Origin of the sequence: Thioalkalivibrio sp. HL-Eb18 (assembly GCF_000364985.1) — a bacterium.
Lineage (GTDB): Bacteria > Pseudomonadota > Gammaproteobacteria > Ectothiorhodospirales > Ectothiorhodospiraceae > Thioalkalivibrio.
The window spans coordinates 48823-67473 of sequence record NZ_KB822970.1 but is presented as its reverse complement, the minus strand read 5'-3'; the positions used below and the strand labels follow the sequence as shown (position 1 = coordinate 67473).

The 18651-nt window shown below is 67.8% G+C and carries 19 protein-coding genes; 10 read left to right on the top strand and 9 right to left on the bottom strand.

What is annotated here, in order from left to right:
• Positions 1–56 precede the first annotated feature (56 nt).
• A complete protein-coding gene (gene glgA / locus F813_RS0109405; RefSeq protein WP_017926361.1) occupies positions 57–1532 on the bottom strand; it encodes a glycogen synthase GlgA in 1476 nt (491 codons plus the stop codon).
• A gap of 172 nt (positions 1533–1704) precedes the next feature.
• Between glgA and pgi the strand changes: the two genes are divergently transcribed.
• The gene (pgi, locus tag F813_RS0109400) at positions 1705–3363 is read left to right on the top strand and encodes a glucose-6-phosphate isomerase (protein ID WP_017926360.1); all 1659 of its coding nucleotides are present in this window, start codon (positions 1705–1707) and stop codon (positions 3361–3363) included.
• A 21-nt stretch (positions 3364–3384) separates the two neighbouring features.
• On the opposite strand, the gene F813_RS0109395 is transcribed toward pgi, so the two are convergent.
• Positions 3385–4251 carry a bifunctional nuclease domain-containing protein gene (locus tag F813_RS0109395; protein ID WP_017926359.1) on the bottom strand — a complete coding sequence of 289 codons (867 nt, stop codon included), beginning with the start codon at positions 4249–4251 and terminating at the stop codon, positions 3385–3387.
• A 90-nt stretch (positions 4252–4341) separates the two neighbouring features.
• Here F813_RS0109395 and F813_RS0109390 point away from each other — a divergent pair, with 90 nt between their 5' ends.
• Positions 4342–4941, top strand: coding sequence for a DUF938 domain-containing protein (locus tag F813_RS0109390; RefSeq protein WP_017926358.1), 600 nt, complete (start codon positions 4342–4344; stop codon positions 4939–4941).
• A 30-nt stretch (positions 4942–4971) separates the two neighbouring features.
• Here the strand turns inward: F813_RS0109390 and F813_RS0109385 are convergent, their stop codons facing one another.
• Together F813_RS0109385 and F813_RS0109380 are read right to left on the bottom strand one after the other, a co-directional pair.
• On the bottom strand, positions 4972–5391 hold the full coding sequence (locus F813_RS0109385) for a DNA polymerase III subunit chi (RefSeq protein WP_012983479.1): 420 nt from the start codon (positions 5389–5391) through the stop codon (positions 4972–4974).
• A 16-nt stretch (positions 5392–5407) separates the two neighbouring features.
• Entirely contained in the window at positions 5408–6886 is a 1479-nt protein-coding gene (locus tag F813_RS0109380; RefSeq protein ID WP_017926357.1) for a leucyl aminopeptidase, read from the bottom strand.
• An 88-nt stretch (positions 6887–6974) separates the two neighbouring features.
• Here F813_RS0109380 and lptF point away from each other — a divergent pair, with 88 nt between their 5' ends.
• From lptF to F813_RS0109365, 3 genes are read left to right on the top strand one after another with little or no spacing between them, the layout of a single operon-like run.
• Positions 6975–8090, top strand: a complete 1116-nt coding sequence (gene lptF / locus F813_RS0109375; RefSeq protein WP_026148237.1) for an LPS export ABC transporter permease LptF — start codon at positions 6975–6977, stop codon at positions 8088–8090.
• Complete coding sequence (lptG, locus tag F813_RS0109370; protein WP_017926355.1) at positions 8087–9160, top strand: LPS export ABC transporter permease LptG; 1074 nt, start codon at positions 8087–8089, stop codon at positions 9158–9160. Before lptF ends, lptG begins: the two co-directional genes overlap by 4 nt.
• Positions 9161–9195: 35 nt before the next feature.
• Positions 9196–9813 (top strand): GDSL-type esterase/lipase family protein, encoded by a 618-nt coding sequence (locus F813_RS0109365; RefSeq protein WP_017926354.1) that lies wholly within the window; start codon positions 9196–9198, stop codon positions 9811–9813.
• 43 nt (positions 9814–9856) lie between these two features.
• Here F813_RS0109365 and F813_RS0109360 read toward each other — a convergent pair whose 3' ends face one another.
• Complete coding sequence (locus F813_RS0109360) at positions 9857–10393, bottom strand: RDD family protein (RefSeq protein ID WP_017926353.1); 537 nt, start codon at positions 10391–10393, stop codon at positions 9857–9859.
• Between the two features lie 62 nt (positions 10394–10455).
• On the opposite strand from F813_RS0109360, the gene F813_RS0109355 reads away from it, so the two are divergent.
• Positions 10456–10821: a PilZ domain-containing protein gene (locus F813_RS0109355; RefSeq protein ID WP_017926352.1), complete on the top strand. Its 366-nt coding sequence runs from the start codon at positions 10456–10458 to the stop codon at positions 10819–10821.
• Positions 10822–10888: 67 nt separating this feature from the next.
• Here F813_RS0109355 and glp read toward each other — a convergent pair whose 3' ends face one another.
• From glp to mobA, 3 genes are all read right to left on the bottom strand, one after another.
• Positions 10889–12133 carry a gephyrin-like molybdotransferase Glp gene (glp, locus tag F813_RS0109350; protein WP_017926351.1) on the bottom strand — a complete coding sequence of 415 codons (1245 nt, stop codon included), beginning with the start codon at positions 12131–12133 and terminating at the stop codon, positions 10889–10891.
• A gap of 19 nt (positions 12134–12152) precedes the next feature.
• Positions 12153–12689 (bottom strand): molybdopterin-guanine dinucleotide biosynthesis protein B, encoded by a 537-nt coding sequence (gene mobB, locus F813_RS0109345; protein WP_017926350.1) that lies wholly within the window; start codon positions 12687–12689, stop codon positions 12153–12155.
• 64 nt (positions 12690–12753) lie between these two features.
• A complete protein-coding gene (mobA, locus tag F813_RS0109340; protein WP_038060130.1) occupies positions 12754–13347 on the bottom strand; it encodes a molybdenum cofactor guanylyltransferase MobA in 594 nt (197 codons plus the stop codon).
• Between the two features lie 110 nt (positions 13348–13457).
• Between mobA and F813_RS0109335 the strand changes: the two genes are divergently transcribed.
• From F813_RS0109335 to F813_RS0109320, 4 genes are all read left to right on the top strand, one after another.
• Positions 13458–15008, top strand: coding sequence for a nodulation protein NfeD (locus tag F813_RS0109335; RefSeq protein ID WP_017926348.1), 1551 nt, complete (start codon positions 13458–13460; stop codon positions 15006–15008).
• A 37-nt stretch (positions 15009–15045) separates the two neighbouring features.
• On the top strand, positions 15046–15873 hold the full coding sequence (locus F813_RS0109330) for a slipin family protein (protein WP_012983468.1): 828 nt from the start codon (positions 15046–15048) through the stop codon (positions 15871–15873).
• Positions 15874–15876: 3 nt separating this feature from the next.
• On the top strand, positions 15877–16782 hold the full coding sequence (xerD, locus tag F813_RS0109325; protein WP_017926347.1) for a site-specific tyrosine recombinase XerD: 906 nt from the start codon (positions 15877–15879) through the stop codon (positions 16780–16782).
• Between the two features lie 93 nt (positions 16783–16875).
• Entirely contained in the window at positions 16876–17589 is a 714-nt protein-coding gene (locus tag F813_RS0109320) for a DsbC family protein (protein ID WP_012983466.1), read from the top strand.
• A 147-nt stretch (positions 17590–17736) separates the two neighbouring features.
• On the opposite strand, the gene trxA is transcribed toward F813_RS0109320, so the two are convergent.
• On the bottom strand, positions 17737–18612 hold the full coding sequence (gene trxA / locus F813_RS0109315; protein ID WP_012983465.1) for a thioredoxin: 876 nt from the start codon (positions 18610–18612) through the stop codon (positions 17737–17739).
• Between the last annotated feature and the right edge of the window lie 39 nt (positions 18613–18651).

Here is an 18651-nt window from a genome sequence, read left to right as displayed (position 1 = left end):
GGGCCGGCCTTGTGGGGAACGTTGCTAGCGCGAAAAGAGGATGATTATAGCGCAGATCAGCCGGTCGTAGCCTGTCGCCTGCGGGGAACCAGTTGGCGATACAGCGAGAGGTAGTGCTCGGCACTGGCGGTCCAGTCGAATTCCTGGCTCATGCCGGTGCGCAGGAGCTGTTCCCAGCGCCCGTCGGCGCGCTGCTGGTACAGCTCGAGGGCGCGTTCCAGGGCCTGTGTCAGGGCGCTGACCGTATCGGGCGTGAAACTGAAACCGGTGGCCGTGCCGTCGGCCAGGTTTTCGGGGCTGGCGTCCACAACGGTGTCCGCCAGCCCGCCCGTGGCATGCACCACCGGCGGGGTGCCGTAGCGCAGGCTGTACATCTGGTTCAGGCCGCAGGGCTCAAAGCGCGAGGGCATCAGGAACAGGTCGGATCCGGCCTCGATCTGGTGCGCCAGCGGCTCGTCGTAGCCGATATGCACCCCGACGCGGCCGGTGTAGGTCCGGGCCAGTGCGCCGGTCGCATGTTCCAGGTCCTTCTGTCCGGAGCCGACCAGGGCGAGCTGCACACGGCCAGTCTCCAGCAACGGGGTGCAGGCCGCATGGATCAGGTCCACGCCCTTTTGCTCGACCATGCGCCCGACATGGCCGAGGATGGGCACGTCCGGATCCACATCCAGCCCCATGCGCTTTTGCAGGGCGGCCTTGCATTGGGCCTTGCCGGCCAGGTCCTCCGACGAGTACGTCTGAGCAATGTGGCGATCGCGGGAGGGATCCCAGGCGCGGTAGTCGACCCCATTCAGGATGCCGTAGAGGTCGTCGGCGCGGGCGCGCAGCACGCCGTCCAGGCCCATGCCCGATTCCGGCTCCTGGATCTCGCGGGCGTAGGTGGGCGATACGGTGGTGATGGCGTCGGCGAAGACCAGTCCGGCCTTCATGAACGACAACTGACCGTGGAACTCCAGGGCGTCTGGGGCCCACAGATCGGGCGGCAGCCCAAGATCGTCCATCGCCTGCGCCGGGAACAGGCCCTGATAGGCGAGGTTGTGGATCGTGAAGATCGTGCGCGGGCGCGGGGCGCCACTGCGCTCGGGGTCCAGGAACACGGGCACCAGGCCGGTCTGCCAGTCGTTCAGGTGCACCAGTTCCGGTGCCCAGTCGAGCCCGGCCTCGTCGCGGGCGATGGCGGTGATCGCCCGCGCGAACCCGGCGAAACGCTGGGCGTTGTCCGGCCAGTCCATGCCATTGCTGGCGCTGTAGGGGTTGCCGGCCCGCTGGAAGTACTCCGGCCAGTCGACCAGGTAGACCGGCAGTTTGGTGCCGGGCAGGTGGCCTTCGATCAGCTGCCAGGGCGCATCCGGCGGGCCGGGCAAGGCTTGCGCGTGGGCCAGCTGGCTGCAGGCCTCCGGATAGCCGGGCACGACCAGCCGCACATCCTGTCGACGCCGGCGCAGGGCGACGGGCAGGCTGGCGCTGACGTCGGCGAGGCCCCCGGTCTTGGTCAGGCCGTACGCCTCGCTACTGGCGAAAAGGATGCGCATAACAGTTCCCTGGGGAAACAAGGGTGGAACCGGGAGCCCCGGCTGTGTTTCCAAGAGTGTAACGCACGCGCCCGGAGCGATATGGAACGGGACGGGCGACAACGCGCGCCTGGGCATTGAACGGACGGGCGGCGCGCTGCAATCTGGAGTCACCATCGCGAGGGGCACACGGATGATCTCAGGGAACGAAGCGGCACGGAGTAATGATCTGGCTGCACATGCAGGGCGGCTGAACGAGCGCCCCCTGCGAAACCTGCTGGAAGAAGACTCGGGCCGCGTGCAGCGGGATGTGCAGGAGATCGCGGGGCTGCGCCTGGACTGGACCCGCCAGCGGCTGGACGGCCCGGCCTGGCAGGCCCTGACAGCGCATGCGGATCACTGCGGTGTGGCCGGGGCCCTGGAACGCCTGTTCGCGGGCGAGCGCGTGAACATCACCGAGGACCGTGCGGCTCTCCACACGGCGCTGCGCCTGCCACCCGGCGCTCGCTGCGAGGTCGCGGGCGAGGACCTGGCGCGGGTGGTGCACGCGGAACTCGAGCGCATGGAGACCTTCGTGCGCCGGGTTCACGCGGGCGAACACACGGGCCATACCGGCCGGCCGATCCGGCGCGTGATCAATATCGGCATCGGCGGCTCCGACCTGGGGCCGCGGATGGTCTGCCGTGCCCTGGCCGCACATGCCCGTCCGACCACCGCGGGCGATCCGCTCATCGTGCGCTTTGTCTCCAACGTGGATGGCGCCGCGCTGTCCGCCGAGTTGCGCGAGGCCGACCCCGAGACGACCCTGTTCATCGTCGCCTCCAAGACCTTCGGCACGCAGGAGACCCTGACCAATGCCCGCGCCGCGCGCGACTGGCTGCTCGGCCGCTTTCCCGAGCAGGCGGTCGCCCGCCACTTCGTCGCGGTGTCCACCGCGCGCGAGCGAGTGGTGGCGTTCGGGATCGACCCGGCCAACATGTTCGGCTTCTGGGACTGGGTTGGCGGGCGCTATTCGGTGTGGTCGGTGATCGGTCTGCCGGTGGCGCTGCTTCTGGGCATGGATGGCTTCCGCGCCTTCCTCGGCGGGGCGCATAGGATGGACGAGCACGTGCGCGACACGACCCTCGCCGACAATGTCGCCGTGCGCATGGCCCTGGTCGACTACTGGAACCAGAACCTGCTGGGGGCCTGCGCCCGCGCGGTCCTGCCCTATGACGAGCGCCTGGCCCTGCTGCCCGCCTATCTGCAGCAGGCAGAGATGGAGAGTCTCGGCAAGCGGGTGCGTCTGGATGGCCGCCCGGTGGAGGAGGAGACCGGCAGCATCGTCTGGGGGGCGGTTGGAACCGATGGCCAGCACGCCTTCTTCCAGCTGCTGCATCAGGGCACGCGGGTGATCCCGGCGGAATTCATCGGCGTGGCCCGGCCGGAACACGACCTGCCGGCCCAGCACCCGCTGCTGCTGGCGAACCTGGTGGCGCAGGCGCAGGCCCTGGCGCTGGGCAAGGATGAGGACACGGTGCGCGCGGAGATGGCCGCAGCCGGGATCGCCCCGGAGCAGGTCGATGCCCTGGCCCCGCACCGGACCTTCCCGGGCAACCGGCCCAGCACCGTGATCCTGCTGGAGCAGCTCGATCCGGCCACACTTGGGGCCCTGATCGCGCTGTACGAGCACAAGATCTATGTGCTCGCGACCCTTTGGGGCATCAATGCCTTCGACCAGTGGGGCGTGGAGCTTGGCAAGCAGCTGGCCGGCGAGGCCCTGCAGGCCCTGCGCGGCGAGGGCGGGCAGCCGGACGCGGCCACGGGCGCGACGCTGGACTGGCTGCGCCAGCGGCTGCCGACTGCCGACTGACCCCTTTCCGGGCCCGATCCGCTATACGGCCAGCGCGTCGTCCGACTCCTCGATCTGCGGGACGTCGGTGGGCAGGGTGATGGTCTGTTCCTCGCCGTCCAGCCAGAAGCGGATTTCCGCCTCTTCGCCATCCGGGGTCGCGGAGACCGCATCCAGAAACTCGATTGGGGTCTCGGGGGTTTGCCCGTTCACCTCCAGGATCAGTGCGCCCTGCGCCAGGCCGGCGGCTGCGGCCGCGCCCTGGGCACGGCTGACCAGCACGCCGGGTTCATCCGGCAGTTCCAGCGCATCGCGCAGGTCGTCGCGCACCGCGATTACGGTGATACCGAGTGCGGTCACCACCTCGTCGTCGCCGGGTGGACTGAACTCGAACGGCACGTCGGCCTCGAGGACGTCGGGCGAGACTGCAATCGTGGCACCGGTGCGCACGGCCAGGGCCAGGCCGTCACTGGGGCGGGTGTCGATATAGCGCGGTTCGTCCTCGCCTTCCACGCGCAGCTCCAGCCAGCCAAGGTAGGTGCCGTCGACCAGGCCGTCGACGATCACGCGCTCCAGGGTCGCGTCCAGTTCCTCCAGCAGGTCGATCATCAGGTCGTGCGTCTGCGGACGCGACAGCTGGACCTCGTGCATCGCCAGCAGGATGGCCTGCGCCTGGTCGGGGCCGATCACGATCGGTACCACCTCGCCGGAGTCGGGGTCGCGCAGCAGGGCGATCGGAGCGCCGGTCTGGGCGTCCATGCCGACCGTCGCCAGTTCCACCGGCAGCACGCGTTCCAGTGCCTCCGGATCGACTTCGCGGGCGAGCGCGTCACTGGCGGCGAGCGCGAGGGTGAGCGCCAGGGAAACGATCAGGACTCGGGGCCAGGCAAACCAGCGGGGGTGCGACATGGGGCGGGCCTGTGTTCAGGATGTCCCTCGATCATGGCAGTCCGCCCCGGGTGCGTCCAGAATGACCCGAAATCGTATGCAGGAGAGATGATGTCCCGACACAAGCCGTACGCCCCAGCCGCGGAGGAAAACCGCGACCCCATCCTGTCCGTGTTGCGCGAGCGTTTTGCCGCACCGGGGCGTGTGCTGGAGGTCGGGGCGGGAACGGGGCAGCACGCGGCGTACTTCGCCGGCGCCCTGCCACACCTTGACTGGCTCCCGAGCGATGTCGCGGAGAATCTCCCGGGGGTGGAGGCCTGGCGCGCGGACGCGGCGCTGCCGAATCTGCGGGTGCCGGTGGCGCTGGACGTGCTTGCCGACCCCTGGCCCGAGGGGCCTTTCGACTACGTTTACAGCGCGAATACCGTGCACATCATGCACTGGCCGGCGGTCGAGGTCTTTTTTGCTGGCGTGGGGCGGGTGCTGGCGCCGGGCGGCATTTTTGCGCTGTACGGCCCGTTCGCGCATGACGGCACGCACACGGCGTCGTCCAATGCCCGTTTCGACGCGATGCTGCGTCAGCAGGACCCGGGCATGGGCGTGCGCGACCGCGCCGATCTGGACGCGCTGGCCGGGCAGCATAGTCTCGGCCGGGCCGAGGTCGTGGAGATGCCGGTCAACAACCAGGTGCTGATCTGGCACAAGGCCTGAAGAGTCCGTGTTTCCCTGGCGTGGTGCGTGTCAGATGTTGTGGTGCTTCAGTGGGTAGCCGCGTTCCTTGAAGTAGCGGTAGCGGGCGCGGCCGGCCTCGCGCTCCGACTCCTCGCCGCCGACGATGTCGGCGACGCGCTCGAAGCGGCCGCAGTATTCCGGCACGTCGGCCGCCAGATTGATCAGCACGTCGCAGCGATCCGAAGGGGCATGGGCCTCGTGCAGGGAGACCGGCACGTCGGTGTTGCGCACGTCGGTGCTGTGCGGCAGGAAGGTAGTGTCCTCGAAGGTCCACAGCCACTCGTCCAGGGTGCGGGTCAGCTCCGGCGAGCCGGTGTGGATGTGCACGCGATGCCCCTGGCCGCTGGCCTTTTTCGCCAGGCGGCAGGTGAAGCGCAGCCGCGCCTCCGGGGCCGGGTCCTGCAGCAGGTAGAAGCTGACGTGGGTCATCCGCGCCCGACCCGGATCAGGCCTGATCGAGCAGGTAGCGCATCAGCATCGGTACCGGGCGGCCGGTCGCGCCCTTCTCCTTGCCGCTTTTCCAGGCCACGCCGGCGATGTCGACATGCGCCCAGGTGTAGTCCTCGGTATAGCGCGACAGGAAGCAGGCGGCGGTGATGGTGCCGGCCGGGCGCCCGCCGATATTGGCCATGTCGGCGAAATTGCTCTTCAACTGCTCCTGGTATTCCGGCCACAGCGGGAGCTGCCAGCCGCGATCCCCGGTCTCTTCACCGGCGGCCAGCAACGCCTTCGCCAGGCGCTCGTTGTTGCCGAGCACGGCCGCGCCCTGGTGGCCCAGCGCGACGATGCAGGCGCCAGTCAGGGTGGCAATGTCGATCACCGCCTTCGGCTTGTAGCGCTCCACCCAGGTCAGTGCATCGGCCAGCACCAGGCGGCCCTCGGCGTCGGTGTTCAGGATCTCCACCGTCTGCCCGGACAGGGTGGTGACGATGTCGCCGGGGCGCGTTGCGCGGCCGTCGGGCATGTTCTCCGCGCTGGTGACCACGCCGACCACGTTGACCGGCAACCCCAGCTCGCAGCAGGCCTCGATCACCCCGAACACGCTGGCCGCGCCGCACATGTCGTACTTCATCTCGTCCATCTCGGCACCGGGCTTGAGCGAGATCCCCCCGGTGTCGAAGGTGATGCCCTTGCCGACCAGCACCACCGGGGCATCGCCCTTCTTGCCGCCGGAGTACTCCATCGCGATCAGGCGCGGCGGGCGCTCGGAACCCTTGCCCACCGCCAGGATGGCCCCGGCCCCGAGCTTCTCCAGGTCCTTCTCGTCCAGTACCGTGGCCTTCAGCTTCTTGTGCTGTTTCGCCATTTCGCGGGCCGTTTCGGCCAGGCTCTCCGGGTAGCAGACATTCGGCGGGGTGTTGCCCAGGTCCTTCGCGCGGTTTACGCCGGTGGCGATGGCCGCGGCCTCGGTGCAGGCGTTCTTGGCGGACTCGGCATCCTTGCGTTCCACGCATAGCTGGATCTTGTCCAGCTTCACCGGGGTCGTCTTCTCCTTGCCCTTGAACGGGGTGAAGCGGTAGGCGGCGTCCGAGATCGCCGCGACCAGGGTGTGCACCACCCAGGCGATGTCCTTGCCGCGCGGCTGGAAGTCCGCGACCGCGATCGCCGCGCTGGTGGCCGGGCGTTCGACCAGCGCGCTCGCCAGGGTTTGCGCCGCCTTGCGCGCGGCGCGGGCGTCGAAGTCCTTTTTCGCGCCCAGGCCGATCAGGAGTGCGCTACCCTTGCTTCCACTGCCGGGGAGCAGCAGCCGGCTGCCGGCCTCGCCATCCATCTCGCCGGCCTTCAGCAGGGCGGTGATCTCGCCGTCGCGCGCGGCATCCAGCGCCGTGGCACCCGCGGCCGGCTTGCGCTTGTGATTAATCCCGGCGGCGCGGATGCCGGCGCGGGGTTTGTCGAGGGTCGAGGTGGTGACGGAGAATTGCATGAATGCCTCCCGAAAATGAGTCCGAGCATGTTACCAGCGCCGAGTGGCGCCCGACCACGCGTCGCGTCCGACGCGGGGTGATGCGCGCGTGATCCTGCGGCGCGCCGAGCGCTTCATCGCCCGCGAGCTGTGGCTGACCCAGGCCGCGGTGAGCGTGGTGTTGCTGCTGGTCATTATCGGCGGTGTGCTGGCGCGGGTGCTGCGCGACGTCGCCGAGGGCAGACTGCCGGTCGACTTCCTCCCCGGCATGGTCGCGTTCGGGGCGTTCAAGGGCATCGTCTTTCTCTGGCCGGTGGCGCTGTTTCTGGCGTTCATGCTGGTGTTCGGGCGCATGCAGCGTGACAGCGAGATGACCGCGTTGCAGGCCAGCGGGATGTCGTTCGCCGCGCTGTACCGTGCACTGTTCTGGGTCGCCGCCCCGGCCGCGATCCTGCTGCTGGTGCTGATGACCATGGTCGTGCCGCGGACCGAGGCGCAGATTGACCAGCTGCGCGACCTGGCCGAACAGCGCTCCGACCTGGTGGGGATCGCCCCGGGGCGATTCCTGCGCTCGCGGGTGGGCGATCAGGTCTTTTTCGCCGAGCGCATGAGCGCGGATCGCGAGGCCTTGCTGGAGGTCTTCATCTATCGCGAGGTGGACGGCGAGTCGCAGATCACCGTGGCCGAGCGCGCGGTGCCCGATCCCGAGGCCGAGGGCAGTGGCTTCCTGCTGCTGGAGAATGGCTACCGCTATGTCGGCGAGCCCGGCACCGCGAGCTTCCGCATGCTGGAGTTCGAGCGCCTGCGCACCCAGATTACCGAGCCCGACCCAACCACGCGGCGCGCCAGCCTGGATGCGCTGCCGACCTCCGCGTTGTGGGCGCAGCGCGATGATCCCGAGGCGCGCGCCGAGCTGGAATGGCGTCTGGCGATGCCGCTGTCAATCCTGGTGCTGGCATTACTTGCGCTGCCGCTGGCGCAGGTGCCACCCCGCACCGGGCGCTACGCACGCATCCCGGCCGCGATCGGTGTGTACGTGCTGTACGCGAACTTCCTGATCCTCGGGCAGGGGCAGCTGGCCGACGGCCGCACGCCGCTGGCCCTGGGGCTGTGGTGGACCCATGGCCTGATGCTCGTGCTGTGGGTGGTGCTGGCCTGGCACAAGGGCCTGTTGCGGCTGCGCCCGGCCACGCCCCGGTTGCAGGACGGTGGAGGGGCCTCATGACTACCGTGCTGGGGCGCTATGTCATCCGCCAGGTGCTGATCGGCACCACACTGGCCGTTGTGCTGCTGGTCGCGCTGGATGCGGTGTTCGCGATGATCGACGAGCTGCGCGACACCGGGGCCGGCAACTACGGGGTCACCGAGGCCATGCTCTACGTGGCGCTGACCCTGCCGCGGCGGATGTACGAGATGCTGCCTCCGGCCGCTCTGGTCGGCGGGTTGTTGTGGCTGGGCAACCTCGCGGCCAACAGCGAGTTGACGGCGATGCGGGCGGCCGGCATGACGCTGGGTCGGTTTATCGTCTGGGTGCTGCAGGCGGGGCTGGTGGTGGTGATGGTGATGCTGATTATCGGCGAATTCTTTGCCCCGGCCTCGGAGACGCGCGCCCAGGCGCTGAAGGCCTCGGCCTTCGACGAGGAAATCAGTGTGGGCTCCATGGGGCTTTGGGCGCGCGATGGGCAGCGGATGATCCACGCCGAGTCGGTGCTGGCCGGGAATCAGCTCGTGGGTGTGCGCATCATCGAGTTCACCGGTGACCGCGAGCCGAGCTGGATTACCCGTGCGGCACGGGCCCGGTTTGTCGATGGTGACTGGCGCCTGGAAGACGTGGAGCGTTCGCTCCTGTCGCATGACCGCGTGGTCGCCGAGCATCGCGCGGAGGAGACGATCGACCGCCTGATCGCGCCCGAGTATTTCGACGTGCTGGTGGTCGAGCCGAGCCAGATGGCTGCGCTCGATCTGTCTCGCTACATCGACTACCTGCGCGAGAACCAGCTGGATGCGGCCCCGTACGAGGTCGCCTTCTGGCAGCGCTTCACCCTGCCGGCGAGCACCTTCGTGATGCTGCTGCTGGCGATCCCGTTTCTGTTCGGCTCGCAGCGCGAGGGCGGCGCCGGCCAGCGCCTGTTTATCGGGATCGCGATCGGGGTCTCGTTCGTGATCGTGATGCGCGCGATCACTCACCTGGGGCTGGTGTACAACCTGCCGCCGCTGCTGGCGGCCAGCCTGCCGGTGTTGCTGTTTCTGGCCATCGCGCTGTTCGCGCTGCGACGCATGGCGGTGCGGGCGTGATCGTTTGTTCGCGACGGCGGTTTCTGGCAGGCGGGATGGCGGGGCTGCTGGCGCTGCTCGCCGGCTGCGGTGGCAGTGGCCCCGGTGACCTGGAGCCGCTGCCGCGCGCGGCCACCGTGCTGGCGTTCGGGGACAGCGTGACCCACGGGACGGGTGCCTCGCGCGGGGAGGATTTTCCGGCACGGCTGGCCGAGATCACTGGCTGGCAGGTGGTGAACGACGGCGTGCCCGGCGACCGGGCGGACAGCGCGCGCGACCGACTGGGCCCCAGCTTGCGCGAGCACGAGCCCGACCTGGTGATTATCGGCCTCGGCGGCAATGACTTCCTGCGCCAGCGCGCCGCGTCGTCGGTCAAGGAGGACCTGCGGGCCCTGATCCACGAGGTGCGCGAGCATGGCGCCCAGCCCCTGTTGCTTGGTGTGCCCTCGGCCTCGGCCTTTGCGGCCGCGACGGGGCGCCTGCGCGACGACGATATCTATGGCGAGCTGGCGCGCGAGGAGGAGGTCCCGCTAATCGACGGGGTGCTGTCAGGGGTGCTCTCGAACGGCGACCTGCGCGCGGATCGCATCCACCCGAACGCGGCCGGCTATCAGCAAATGGCGGAACAAATCGCCGAAGGGCTGGAGGATCTCGGCCTGTGGCTTGCCCCCTGATGTAAAGGACCCTGCGGGCTCCGGGGCCCCAGGCGGCGTCGGTTCAGGCCGCCTTGTCCTTTTTCCAGCGCGGCTTGGCCAGGCCCGGAATGCGTACCAGCTCGGTACCGGACAGCCAGTCGTGCAGCATCCAGCGCCGCGGATGGAACTGCGACAGCCCCAGCGCGAAGATTGCCGCGGCGGTGACCGCCACGGTTGCCACGGCGCCGTGTTCGCGCACCGCCCAGATCGCCATCAGCACCACCAGCCACTGGGCGGCCGCCACCAGATAGCGCAGCGTGGCCTGCCAGGCGTTGACCGGCTGGCCATGCTCGGTGCGCAGCTGGATGTTCCACGTTTGCAGGCCCAGGGTCTGCCCGGTACGCGTCCAGAACCAGAAAAAGAAGGCCCAGCCGACGAACAGGTTGGCGATGAAATGCGCGCGGGTGGAGTACCAGCCGGTCAGGTTGCCCAGCGCCACCACGATCATGCCCAGCACCATCCAGATCGCGATCAGCAGCAGGGCGTCGTAGAGGATCGCGCCGAAGCGGCGCAGCAGGCCGGCGGGCAGGCCTTCAATGTTCTTCGGGTCTTGGCTCATGGGCAGGGTCGGGCTCGGGGCACGGGTTGGTGGAACGGGCAAGGAGCGCGTAGTCTTCCTGTATGCAGCGACGGTTTCAACGTATCCCTCTGGAGTTTCCGGCCACCCTGGTCCATGCGAACGGGGAGTGTCCCGTGCGTGTCGAGGATATCTCGCTGCGCGGTGTGCTGGTCGAGGGATCCCGGATTCCGGCGGTCGCGCCGGACGCCTTGGTGACGCTGGATATCCCGCTGTCCGAGGAGGCGCGCATCACCTTCGAGGGGCGCGTGCGCTGGCAGGAGGGTCTGTGGCTGGGGCTCGAGATCGAGGCGATGCCGCTGGAATCGGCGACGCACCTGCGCCGCCTGGTCGAGCTCAATCTGGGCGATGAGGCCTTGCTGGAGCGGGAGTTTGCCGCGATGGCCGAGTCCGCCCCGCCTCGCGAATAAGCCTGCTTTCTAAAGAGGGACCCTGTCTAAAGAGGGACCCTGTTGGCATCCCCGATGGAGGGGGTGATCAGAAAATCTCCCGGAACGGGAGCACCTCCACCCATTCACCCACGCGCGCCCCGTCGGATTCGCGTGGCAGCACGATGTAGGCATTGGCCTCGCTCATTGCGCGCAGCTGATGCGAACTCTGGCCACCGGCCGAGCGCACGGTCCATCCACGATCGTCGGTGGCGAGCACTGCCCGCTGGAAGTCCTTGCGCCCGGGGGTCTTGTGCAGGTCCTCCACCAGACGCGCGCTGATGGTCTGCGGCGGTGTGGTGTCGCGTCCGGACAGGGCCTGCAGGGCGGGGCGTACCAGCAGGGCGAAGGTGGTCATCACCGCGACCGGGTTGCCCGGCAGACCCAGGAAGTGGGCATTGCCGAAACGGCCAAAGGCCAGCGGACGGCCGGGCTTGATCGCGATCTTCCAGAAGCCGACCTGGCCCGAGGCCTGCAGCACGCGGGTCACGTGGTCGGCATCGCCCACCGAGACCCCGCCGGTGGTGATGATCAGGTCCGCCTCCTGCCCGGCGCGTTCCAGCGCCTCCCGCACGGCCGCCTCGGTATCGCGGATCACGCCGTAGTCGAGTGCCTCGACCGGATAGGCGGCGAGCAGCGCGCGCAGCGTGTGGCGGTTGGAGTCGTGGATCTGACCGGGATCCAGCGGCTCGCCCAGCGGTACCAGCTCGTCGCCGGTGGAGAAGAATGCGACCCGCGGCTTGCGCAGCACTCGCAGTTCGGCGATCCCCTGGCTGGCCAGTACGCCGATCTCGGCGGCGCCAATGACCTGCCCCTTGTCGAACAGAGCGGTACCGCTGGCCGTGTCGCTGCCGGGGCCGCGGATGTTGTGCCCGGGCGCCAGGCCGCCGTTGTTCAGGCGGATCCCGGCCGCGCCGACGCGCTCGACCTGTTCTTGCATGATTACGACATCGGCGCCGTCCGGGACCACGGCGCCGGTCAGGATGCGCACACACTGGCCCGGTTCCACGCGGCCATTCCAGGGGTGCCCGGCGGCCGAGGTCCCGGCCAGCATCAGCTCGCGCCCCGCGACGGCATCGTCGGCGCGCAGGGCATAGCCATCCATCGCGGAGACGGCGGCCGGCGGGACGTCGATGCGGGCGGCGACCGGCTCGGCCAGGGTGCGCCCCAGCGCGGATTCCAGCGGTACGGTCTCGGATTCGGTCAGTGCGTCGCAGGCCTGCAGGATGGCCGCGCGTGCCTGTTCCAGGGTCAGGGCGTTGGGGTCGAACTCGTCGCAGCTGGGCACGGACATGGCGCTCGGCGTCTCCGGGTCAGGGGTTCAGGTTGCAATAGTCGATGATGAAGCGCGCGACCGCATCGGGGTCGTTGACCGGTAGCAGCGGACCGTCAAAGTCCAGCTCGGCGGCATCGGTCGCGACTGCGATCACGCCGGGAATCTCCGGGTACAGCGGCGGCTTGCCGATGGCTGGGCGGTGGACCTCGATCTTCGGCAGGTCGGCCTGCTTGAAGCCCTCGACCAGGATCAGGTCCGCGCGCTCCGGGTCCAGGCGCGAGCAGAGCATGTCCAGGTCCGGTACGCGGCCATCGTCGGTCTCCGGGGTCTCCACCATCAGGGCATAGCGTCGGCAGGAGGCGACCAGCATCTGGTCCGCGCCGGCGTGGCGCAGCTCGTAGCTGTCCTTGCCGGGGGTGTCCACGTCGAAGGCGTGATGGGCATGCTTGATCACGGCCGGGCGCTGGCCGCGGGCGCGCAGGGCGGGGATCACCGCCTTGAGCAGGGTCGTCTTGCCGCTGCCGCTCCAGGCGGCAAAGCCGACGCGCGGCAGATTGAACGGGTGTGGCGTCATGGTCGTTGGCTTGCGTTATGCACGCCCGAGTATAGCGATAACCGGCGGCAGCGGGAGGGGGTGTTCAGCCGACCAGGTCCTCGGGCGTATTCAGGTTGGCGAAGGCGCCGGGCTGGTCGGAGAAGTCGACCACCGTGGCGCCGATATCGCGAAACCAGCGGCCAACTGCGAGTGGGCCATGTGCGAGATCCGTCTCCAGGCGCGCGGCCAGGTCGGGTCTGAGCAGGGCGAATAGCGGTTGCAGCCGTTCGCCGTCGTGGGCGATCGCGGCCGGGGCGTCACCGGTGTCCAGCGCCTGACCCAGTCGTTCGGACAGGTCGAGCGGCAGGTGCGGGGCATCCACCGGGACACTGAGCAGGGTGTGTCCGGGGTAGTGCGCCCATGCCGCGGCGATCCCGGCCAGCGGTCCCGGGTAGTCCGGACGGGTATCCGGCAGACAGGGAAACCCTAGCGCGCGATAACGGTCGATATCGGTGTTGGCGCTGATCACGATGGAGCCCACTTGCGGCGCGAGACGTTCGATCACCTGTTCCACCAGCGGGCGGCCCCGATACTCCACCCAGCCCTTGTTGCGCCCGCCCATGCGCCGACCCTGTCCGCCGGCCAGAACCAGGCCAAGCGGCGGATGCGCGGTATTGGCTGCGGAAGTATCAGGCATCTCGGCTGGGGATTCGGGGCGACAATGGCCTATTGTGTAGAGTGGATGTGCGCGCCGGTATGGCCGTCGCGGAGTGTACGACGAAACGGGACCGACGGGAGAGGAAGCCCATGAAGCGAGGCGGCATGCGCGTCTGGCGAACCGCAGTCTGGCTGGTGTTCCTGCTGCTGGGGGCCGGCTGGCTGGCGGTGTCCACGCTGGCGGAAACCGGACAACGGCACGCCCTGGTGCTGACCGTAGAGGATGCCATTGGGCCGGCTACTGGGGATTACATTCGTCGCGGCATCGAGCGCGCGGAGGCCGAGGATGCCGAGCTCATGGTCCTGATGCTGGATACCCCGGGCGGGCTGGATTCCAGCATGCGCAGCATCATTCGCAATATCCTGCAATCGGATGTCCCGGTGGTCACCTATGTCCACCCCTCGGGCGCTCGTGCGGCCAGTGCCGGGACCTACATCCTCTACGGTTCGCATGTCGCGGCGATGACCCCGGCCACCAACCTCGGTTCCGCCACGCCGGTGCAGATGGGCGGAGGCGGCCTGCCGGGCATGGATCCGCCGGAAGAGGAGGAGGAAGAGGCCACCGACGAAGCCAACGACAACGGCAGCGGGGGCAATGACACCAACGGGGCCGAGGAGCAGGACAACGGCGAAAACGGCAACGGCAACGGCAACGGCGACAACGGCGAGGTTGAACCGGCCACCGAGGACGAACTGCTGGAAGACGATCCTCCTTCACCCCGCCGAGGCGGCGACGCGATGGAGCGCAAGGTGCTGGAAGATGCGGTGTCCTACATCCGCGGCCTGGCCGAGCGCTACGACCGCAACGCCGAGTGGGCCGAGGAGACCGTGCGCGAGGGCTCCAACCTGACCGCGACTGCCGCGCTGGAACAGAACGTGATCGACTTCGTCGCGAACAACCTCGACGACCTGCTGACACAGATCGACGGCCACACTGTGCGCATGCACGATGGCGAGCGCACACTGTCCACCGAGGGGCTGGAGATCGTGCGCATGGACCCGGACTGGCGCACCCAGTTGCTGTCAGTGATCACCAACCCGAACATTGCCTATATCCTGATGCTGCTCGGGATCTACGGCATCATCTTCGAGCTGGCCAACCCGGGTGCGATCTATCCCGGGGTGATCGGCTCGATCGCGCTGATCCTGGCGTTCTTCGCGCTGCAGGTGATGCCGGTGAACTACGCGGGCCTGGCGCTGATGCTGCTGGGCATGATCTTCATGATTGCAGAGGCCTTCGTACCCAGTTTCGGGGCGCTGGGCATAGGAGGAATCGTGGCCTTTACCGTTGGCTCCATCATCCTGTGGGACGACCCGCAGCTGAATGTGGCGATCCCGCTGGTGATCGGCACCGCCATTGCCATTGGCATCCTGTCGGTGTGGGTGCTGGGCCGGCTGTTCAGTCTGCGTGGCAAGAAGCCCGCCACCGGCTATGAAGAGATGATCGGCATGATCGGCGAGGCGCGCGAGGACTTCGACCACAGTGGCCGGGTATGGGTCCACAGCGAGCAATGGAACGCGGAGAGCTCCGCACCGGTCCGCGAAGGGCAGAAAGTGCGCGTAACGGCCATCGACGGCCTGAAGCTGCAGGTCGAACCCGTGACCGAAGAAGACACCCCGGATACCGCCTCGGCCGGCTGACCGGTCGAACGGTGTTCACAACAAGAAGGAGCAGGACATGAACGATCTCGGTTTCTTTGTCGTCCCGCTAGTCATCCTGGTCGCCATCATCGTGATGTCGATCAAGGTGCTGCGCGAGTACGAGCGCGGCGTCATCTTCTTCCTCGGTCGCTTCCAGTCGGTCAAGGGCCCGGGCCTGATCATCGTGATCCCGGGCATCCAGCAGATGGTGCGGATCGACCTGCGCATCATTACGCTGGACGTGCCCAGCCAGGACGTGATCTCGCAGGACAACGTGACGGTCCGGGTGAACGCGGTGCTGTACTTCCGCGTAGTGGATTCCGCCAAATCGGTGATCCAGGTCGAGGACTATTACGCGGCCACCAGCCAGCTTGCGCAGACCACGCTGCGCTCGGTGCTCGGCAAGCATGATCTCGACGAGATGCTGTCCGAGCGCGACAAGCTGAACAACGACATCCAGGAAATCCTCGACAGCCAGACCGATGCCTGGGGCATCAAGGTCACCAATGTCGAGATCAAGCATGTCGACCTGGACGACTCGATGATTCGCGCCATTGCCCGCCAGGCCGAGGCCGAGCGCGAGCGGCGCGCCAAGGTCATCCACGCCGAGGGCGAGCTGCAGGCGGCCGAAAAGCTGGTGCAGGCCGCGCAGAAGATGGAGGCGAGCCCCGCCGCGCTGCAGCTGCGCTATTTGCAGACCATGGCCGACATGTCGACCAACGGCAACGCCAACTCCATCTTCTTCCCGTTGCCGCTGGAGCTGACTAAGGTCTTCGAGAACCTCGCCGGCAAGTTTCGTGCAGAGAACCCGGAGGCGCCCGGCAATATGGGCAACCCGGGTACTCCCGGAGGCGGTCAGTCGTAACGCGTGACCACCGCCGCGACGACCTCACCGGTCCTCGACCGCTTCCTGGACGAGCTCTGGGCGGTCGAGGGCCTCTCGGACCATACCCTGGCGGCCTACCGGCGCGACCTCGAGGCCCTGGCGCGCTGGCTGCATGGGCGCGGGGTTGCGCTCGAGGCAGCCAGTAGCGCCGATCTTCTGGCGTTCGTCAGTGCCCGCATGCAGGCGGGGGCACGGCCGAAATCCATTACCCGCGCGCTGTCCAGTATTCGTCGCTTCTATCGCTATCTGGTGCATCAGGGCGAACGCGAGGACGATCCCAGCGCCGGAATCGAATCCCCGCGTGCCGGCCGCCCGTTGCCGGACAGCCTGTCCGAGACTCAAGTCAATGCGCTGCTGGCGGCCCCCGAGCTGCACACTGAAGTGGGCCTGCGTGACCGCGCGATGCTCGAACTGATGTACGCCGCCGGCCTGCGCGTATCCGAGCTGGTTGGGCTGGAGCAGTCCGAGGTGAACAGCCGTCAGGGGGTGGTGCGCATCACTGGCAAGGGCGACAAGGAACGCCTGGTACCGCTGGGTGAGGAGGCTGCCCACTGGCTGGCGCGTTATCTGCGAGAGGCACGCGGTGCACTGATGTCCGGCCATCCGCCAGTGGATACCGTGTTCGTGACCCGGCGAGGCAGGGGGCTCACCCGTCAGGCCTATTGGTATCGCATCAAGCACTACGCCCAAGTGGCCGGAATCGAAGTGCCGCTGTCGCCCCATACCCTGCGCCACGCGTTCGCGACCCATCTGCTCGACCACGGCGCGGATCTGCGTGTGGTGCAGATGCTGCTGGGCCACAGCAGCCTGTCGACCACGCAAATCTATACCCACGTCGCACGCGCCCGCCTGCAGAGCCTGCATGCGGAACATCATCCCCGCGGCTGACGTCTATTACTGCGATCTTGCCGGCCTCGGCAGGCACCCCGCTTCGGGACTGCTAGACTGGCCCCGTTTTCTTGCACAGCTACGAGAGAGTCCATGTTTGTACAACGCGCACTGCCCCTGGCCATGCTGCTGGCCGCCTTCACCTCCACCGCCGCCGCGACCGATGCCATCGAAGAGCGCATGGCGGACGTGATCCCCAATGCCGAGATCGACAGCATCCAGGAGACCGGCATGGACGGGATCTATGAGGTGCGCTATGGCACCGAGATCTTCTATGTCTCCGGGGATGGCAAGTACCTGCTGCAGGGCAACCTGATTGACCTGGATACCCGCGACAACCTGACCCAAGGGTCACTGCGTGGTGTGCGCGCTGACATGTTCGCCGAGATCGACGACCGCGAACTGGTGGTCTATTCACCGAACGGCGACACCCGCGGCGTGCTGAATGTCTTTACCGATCCGAATTGCCCCTACTGCCGTGAGCTTCACCAGGACATCCCGCAGTACCTGGAGGCCGGCATCAAGGTGCGCTACCTGATGTTCCCTGTGCTGGGACAGAATTCCCCGGAGATCATGGACCGGATCTGGTGCGCGGATGACCGCGAGGACGCGATGGACCGCGCCAAGACTGGCGACACCCTGGACCATATCGACGGCAGCTGCGATACCCCGCAGGATGCACACTTGGCACTGGGCCAGCAGCTGAACGTGCGCGGGACCCCGGCCCTGATCACCGAGGACGGCCAGCAGATGTCCGGCTACCAGGAGCCGGAGGCCGTGATCGAACGGATCGTCGGCGGTAGCTGAGCCAGCAGCTCCCGGGTGGTGTTGCCTCGATCCATCCCGGGACATCGCCCTGTAGGAGGCCAGCCCTCTGGCCGATGCAGCACATGCAGGATCGGGCTTGCCTGCGAGGTCCCCGACGCGTGGATGAGGGCGTCGGTGTTTGCCTGATCAATACAGCAGCGACGCCATCTGCCGCCGGTACTGTCCGACCAGGGGGTGGTCGTCGCCCAGCACCTTGAACGCTGCCAGCAGGCCCTTCTGGCCGGCGCCGTCGTTGTAGGCGCGGTGCTGTTTCATCAGTTGCAGGTAAAGCCCCAGAGCCTCCTCGGCACGCCCGGAGAGCATCGCGTAGGCGGCCATCTTCTCCAGCGCTTCGGGACTGGGGTCGCCGGACTGGATCTCCTTCGCCACGGCCTGCGGGTCGATGCCGGCAGCGGTTTTGGCGAACACCAGACGGGCTCGCAGTTCCTTCACTGCATCCTGTTCGTGCTGGTCCAGCGGCAGCTTGTTCAGCTCCGTTTCGGCGGCGTCCGCATCGCCGGACTGGGCCAGCGCGCGGGCCAGTTCAATGCGCAGGTCGCCATGGTCGGGGTCCTCCTCGAGCGCGGCCTTGAGCGTGGCCAGGGCCCCATCCACGTCGCCGGTTCGGGCCTGTTCACGCGCCTGCTCGATGATCCTGTCCGAGGGCTTTTCCAGATAGCGGTCGATCATCGCGCGGATGTTCGGCTCCGGCTGCACGCCCATGAACTGGTCCACCGGCTTGCCGTGGCGGAACACCATCACCGTGGGCAGGCTGCGCACGCCGTACTGCTGGGCCAGGGCCTGCTGCTCGTCGCTGTTGACCTTGGCCAGGCGGAACTTGCCGGCGTATTGCGCGGCCAGTTGCTGCAGCAGCGGCATCAGCTGCTGGCAGGGCCCGCACCAGGCGGCCCAGAAGTCGACCACCACCGGGCGCTGATGGGACTCGTCCAGCACAGCCTGCTGGAAGCTTTCCTGGGTGACGTCGAGGATGTCCTCGCCGGTTGCGCTTGCGGCTTCTGCCATGGGAACCCTCCTGAAACGCTTGAATACGGAATTTGCAAT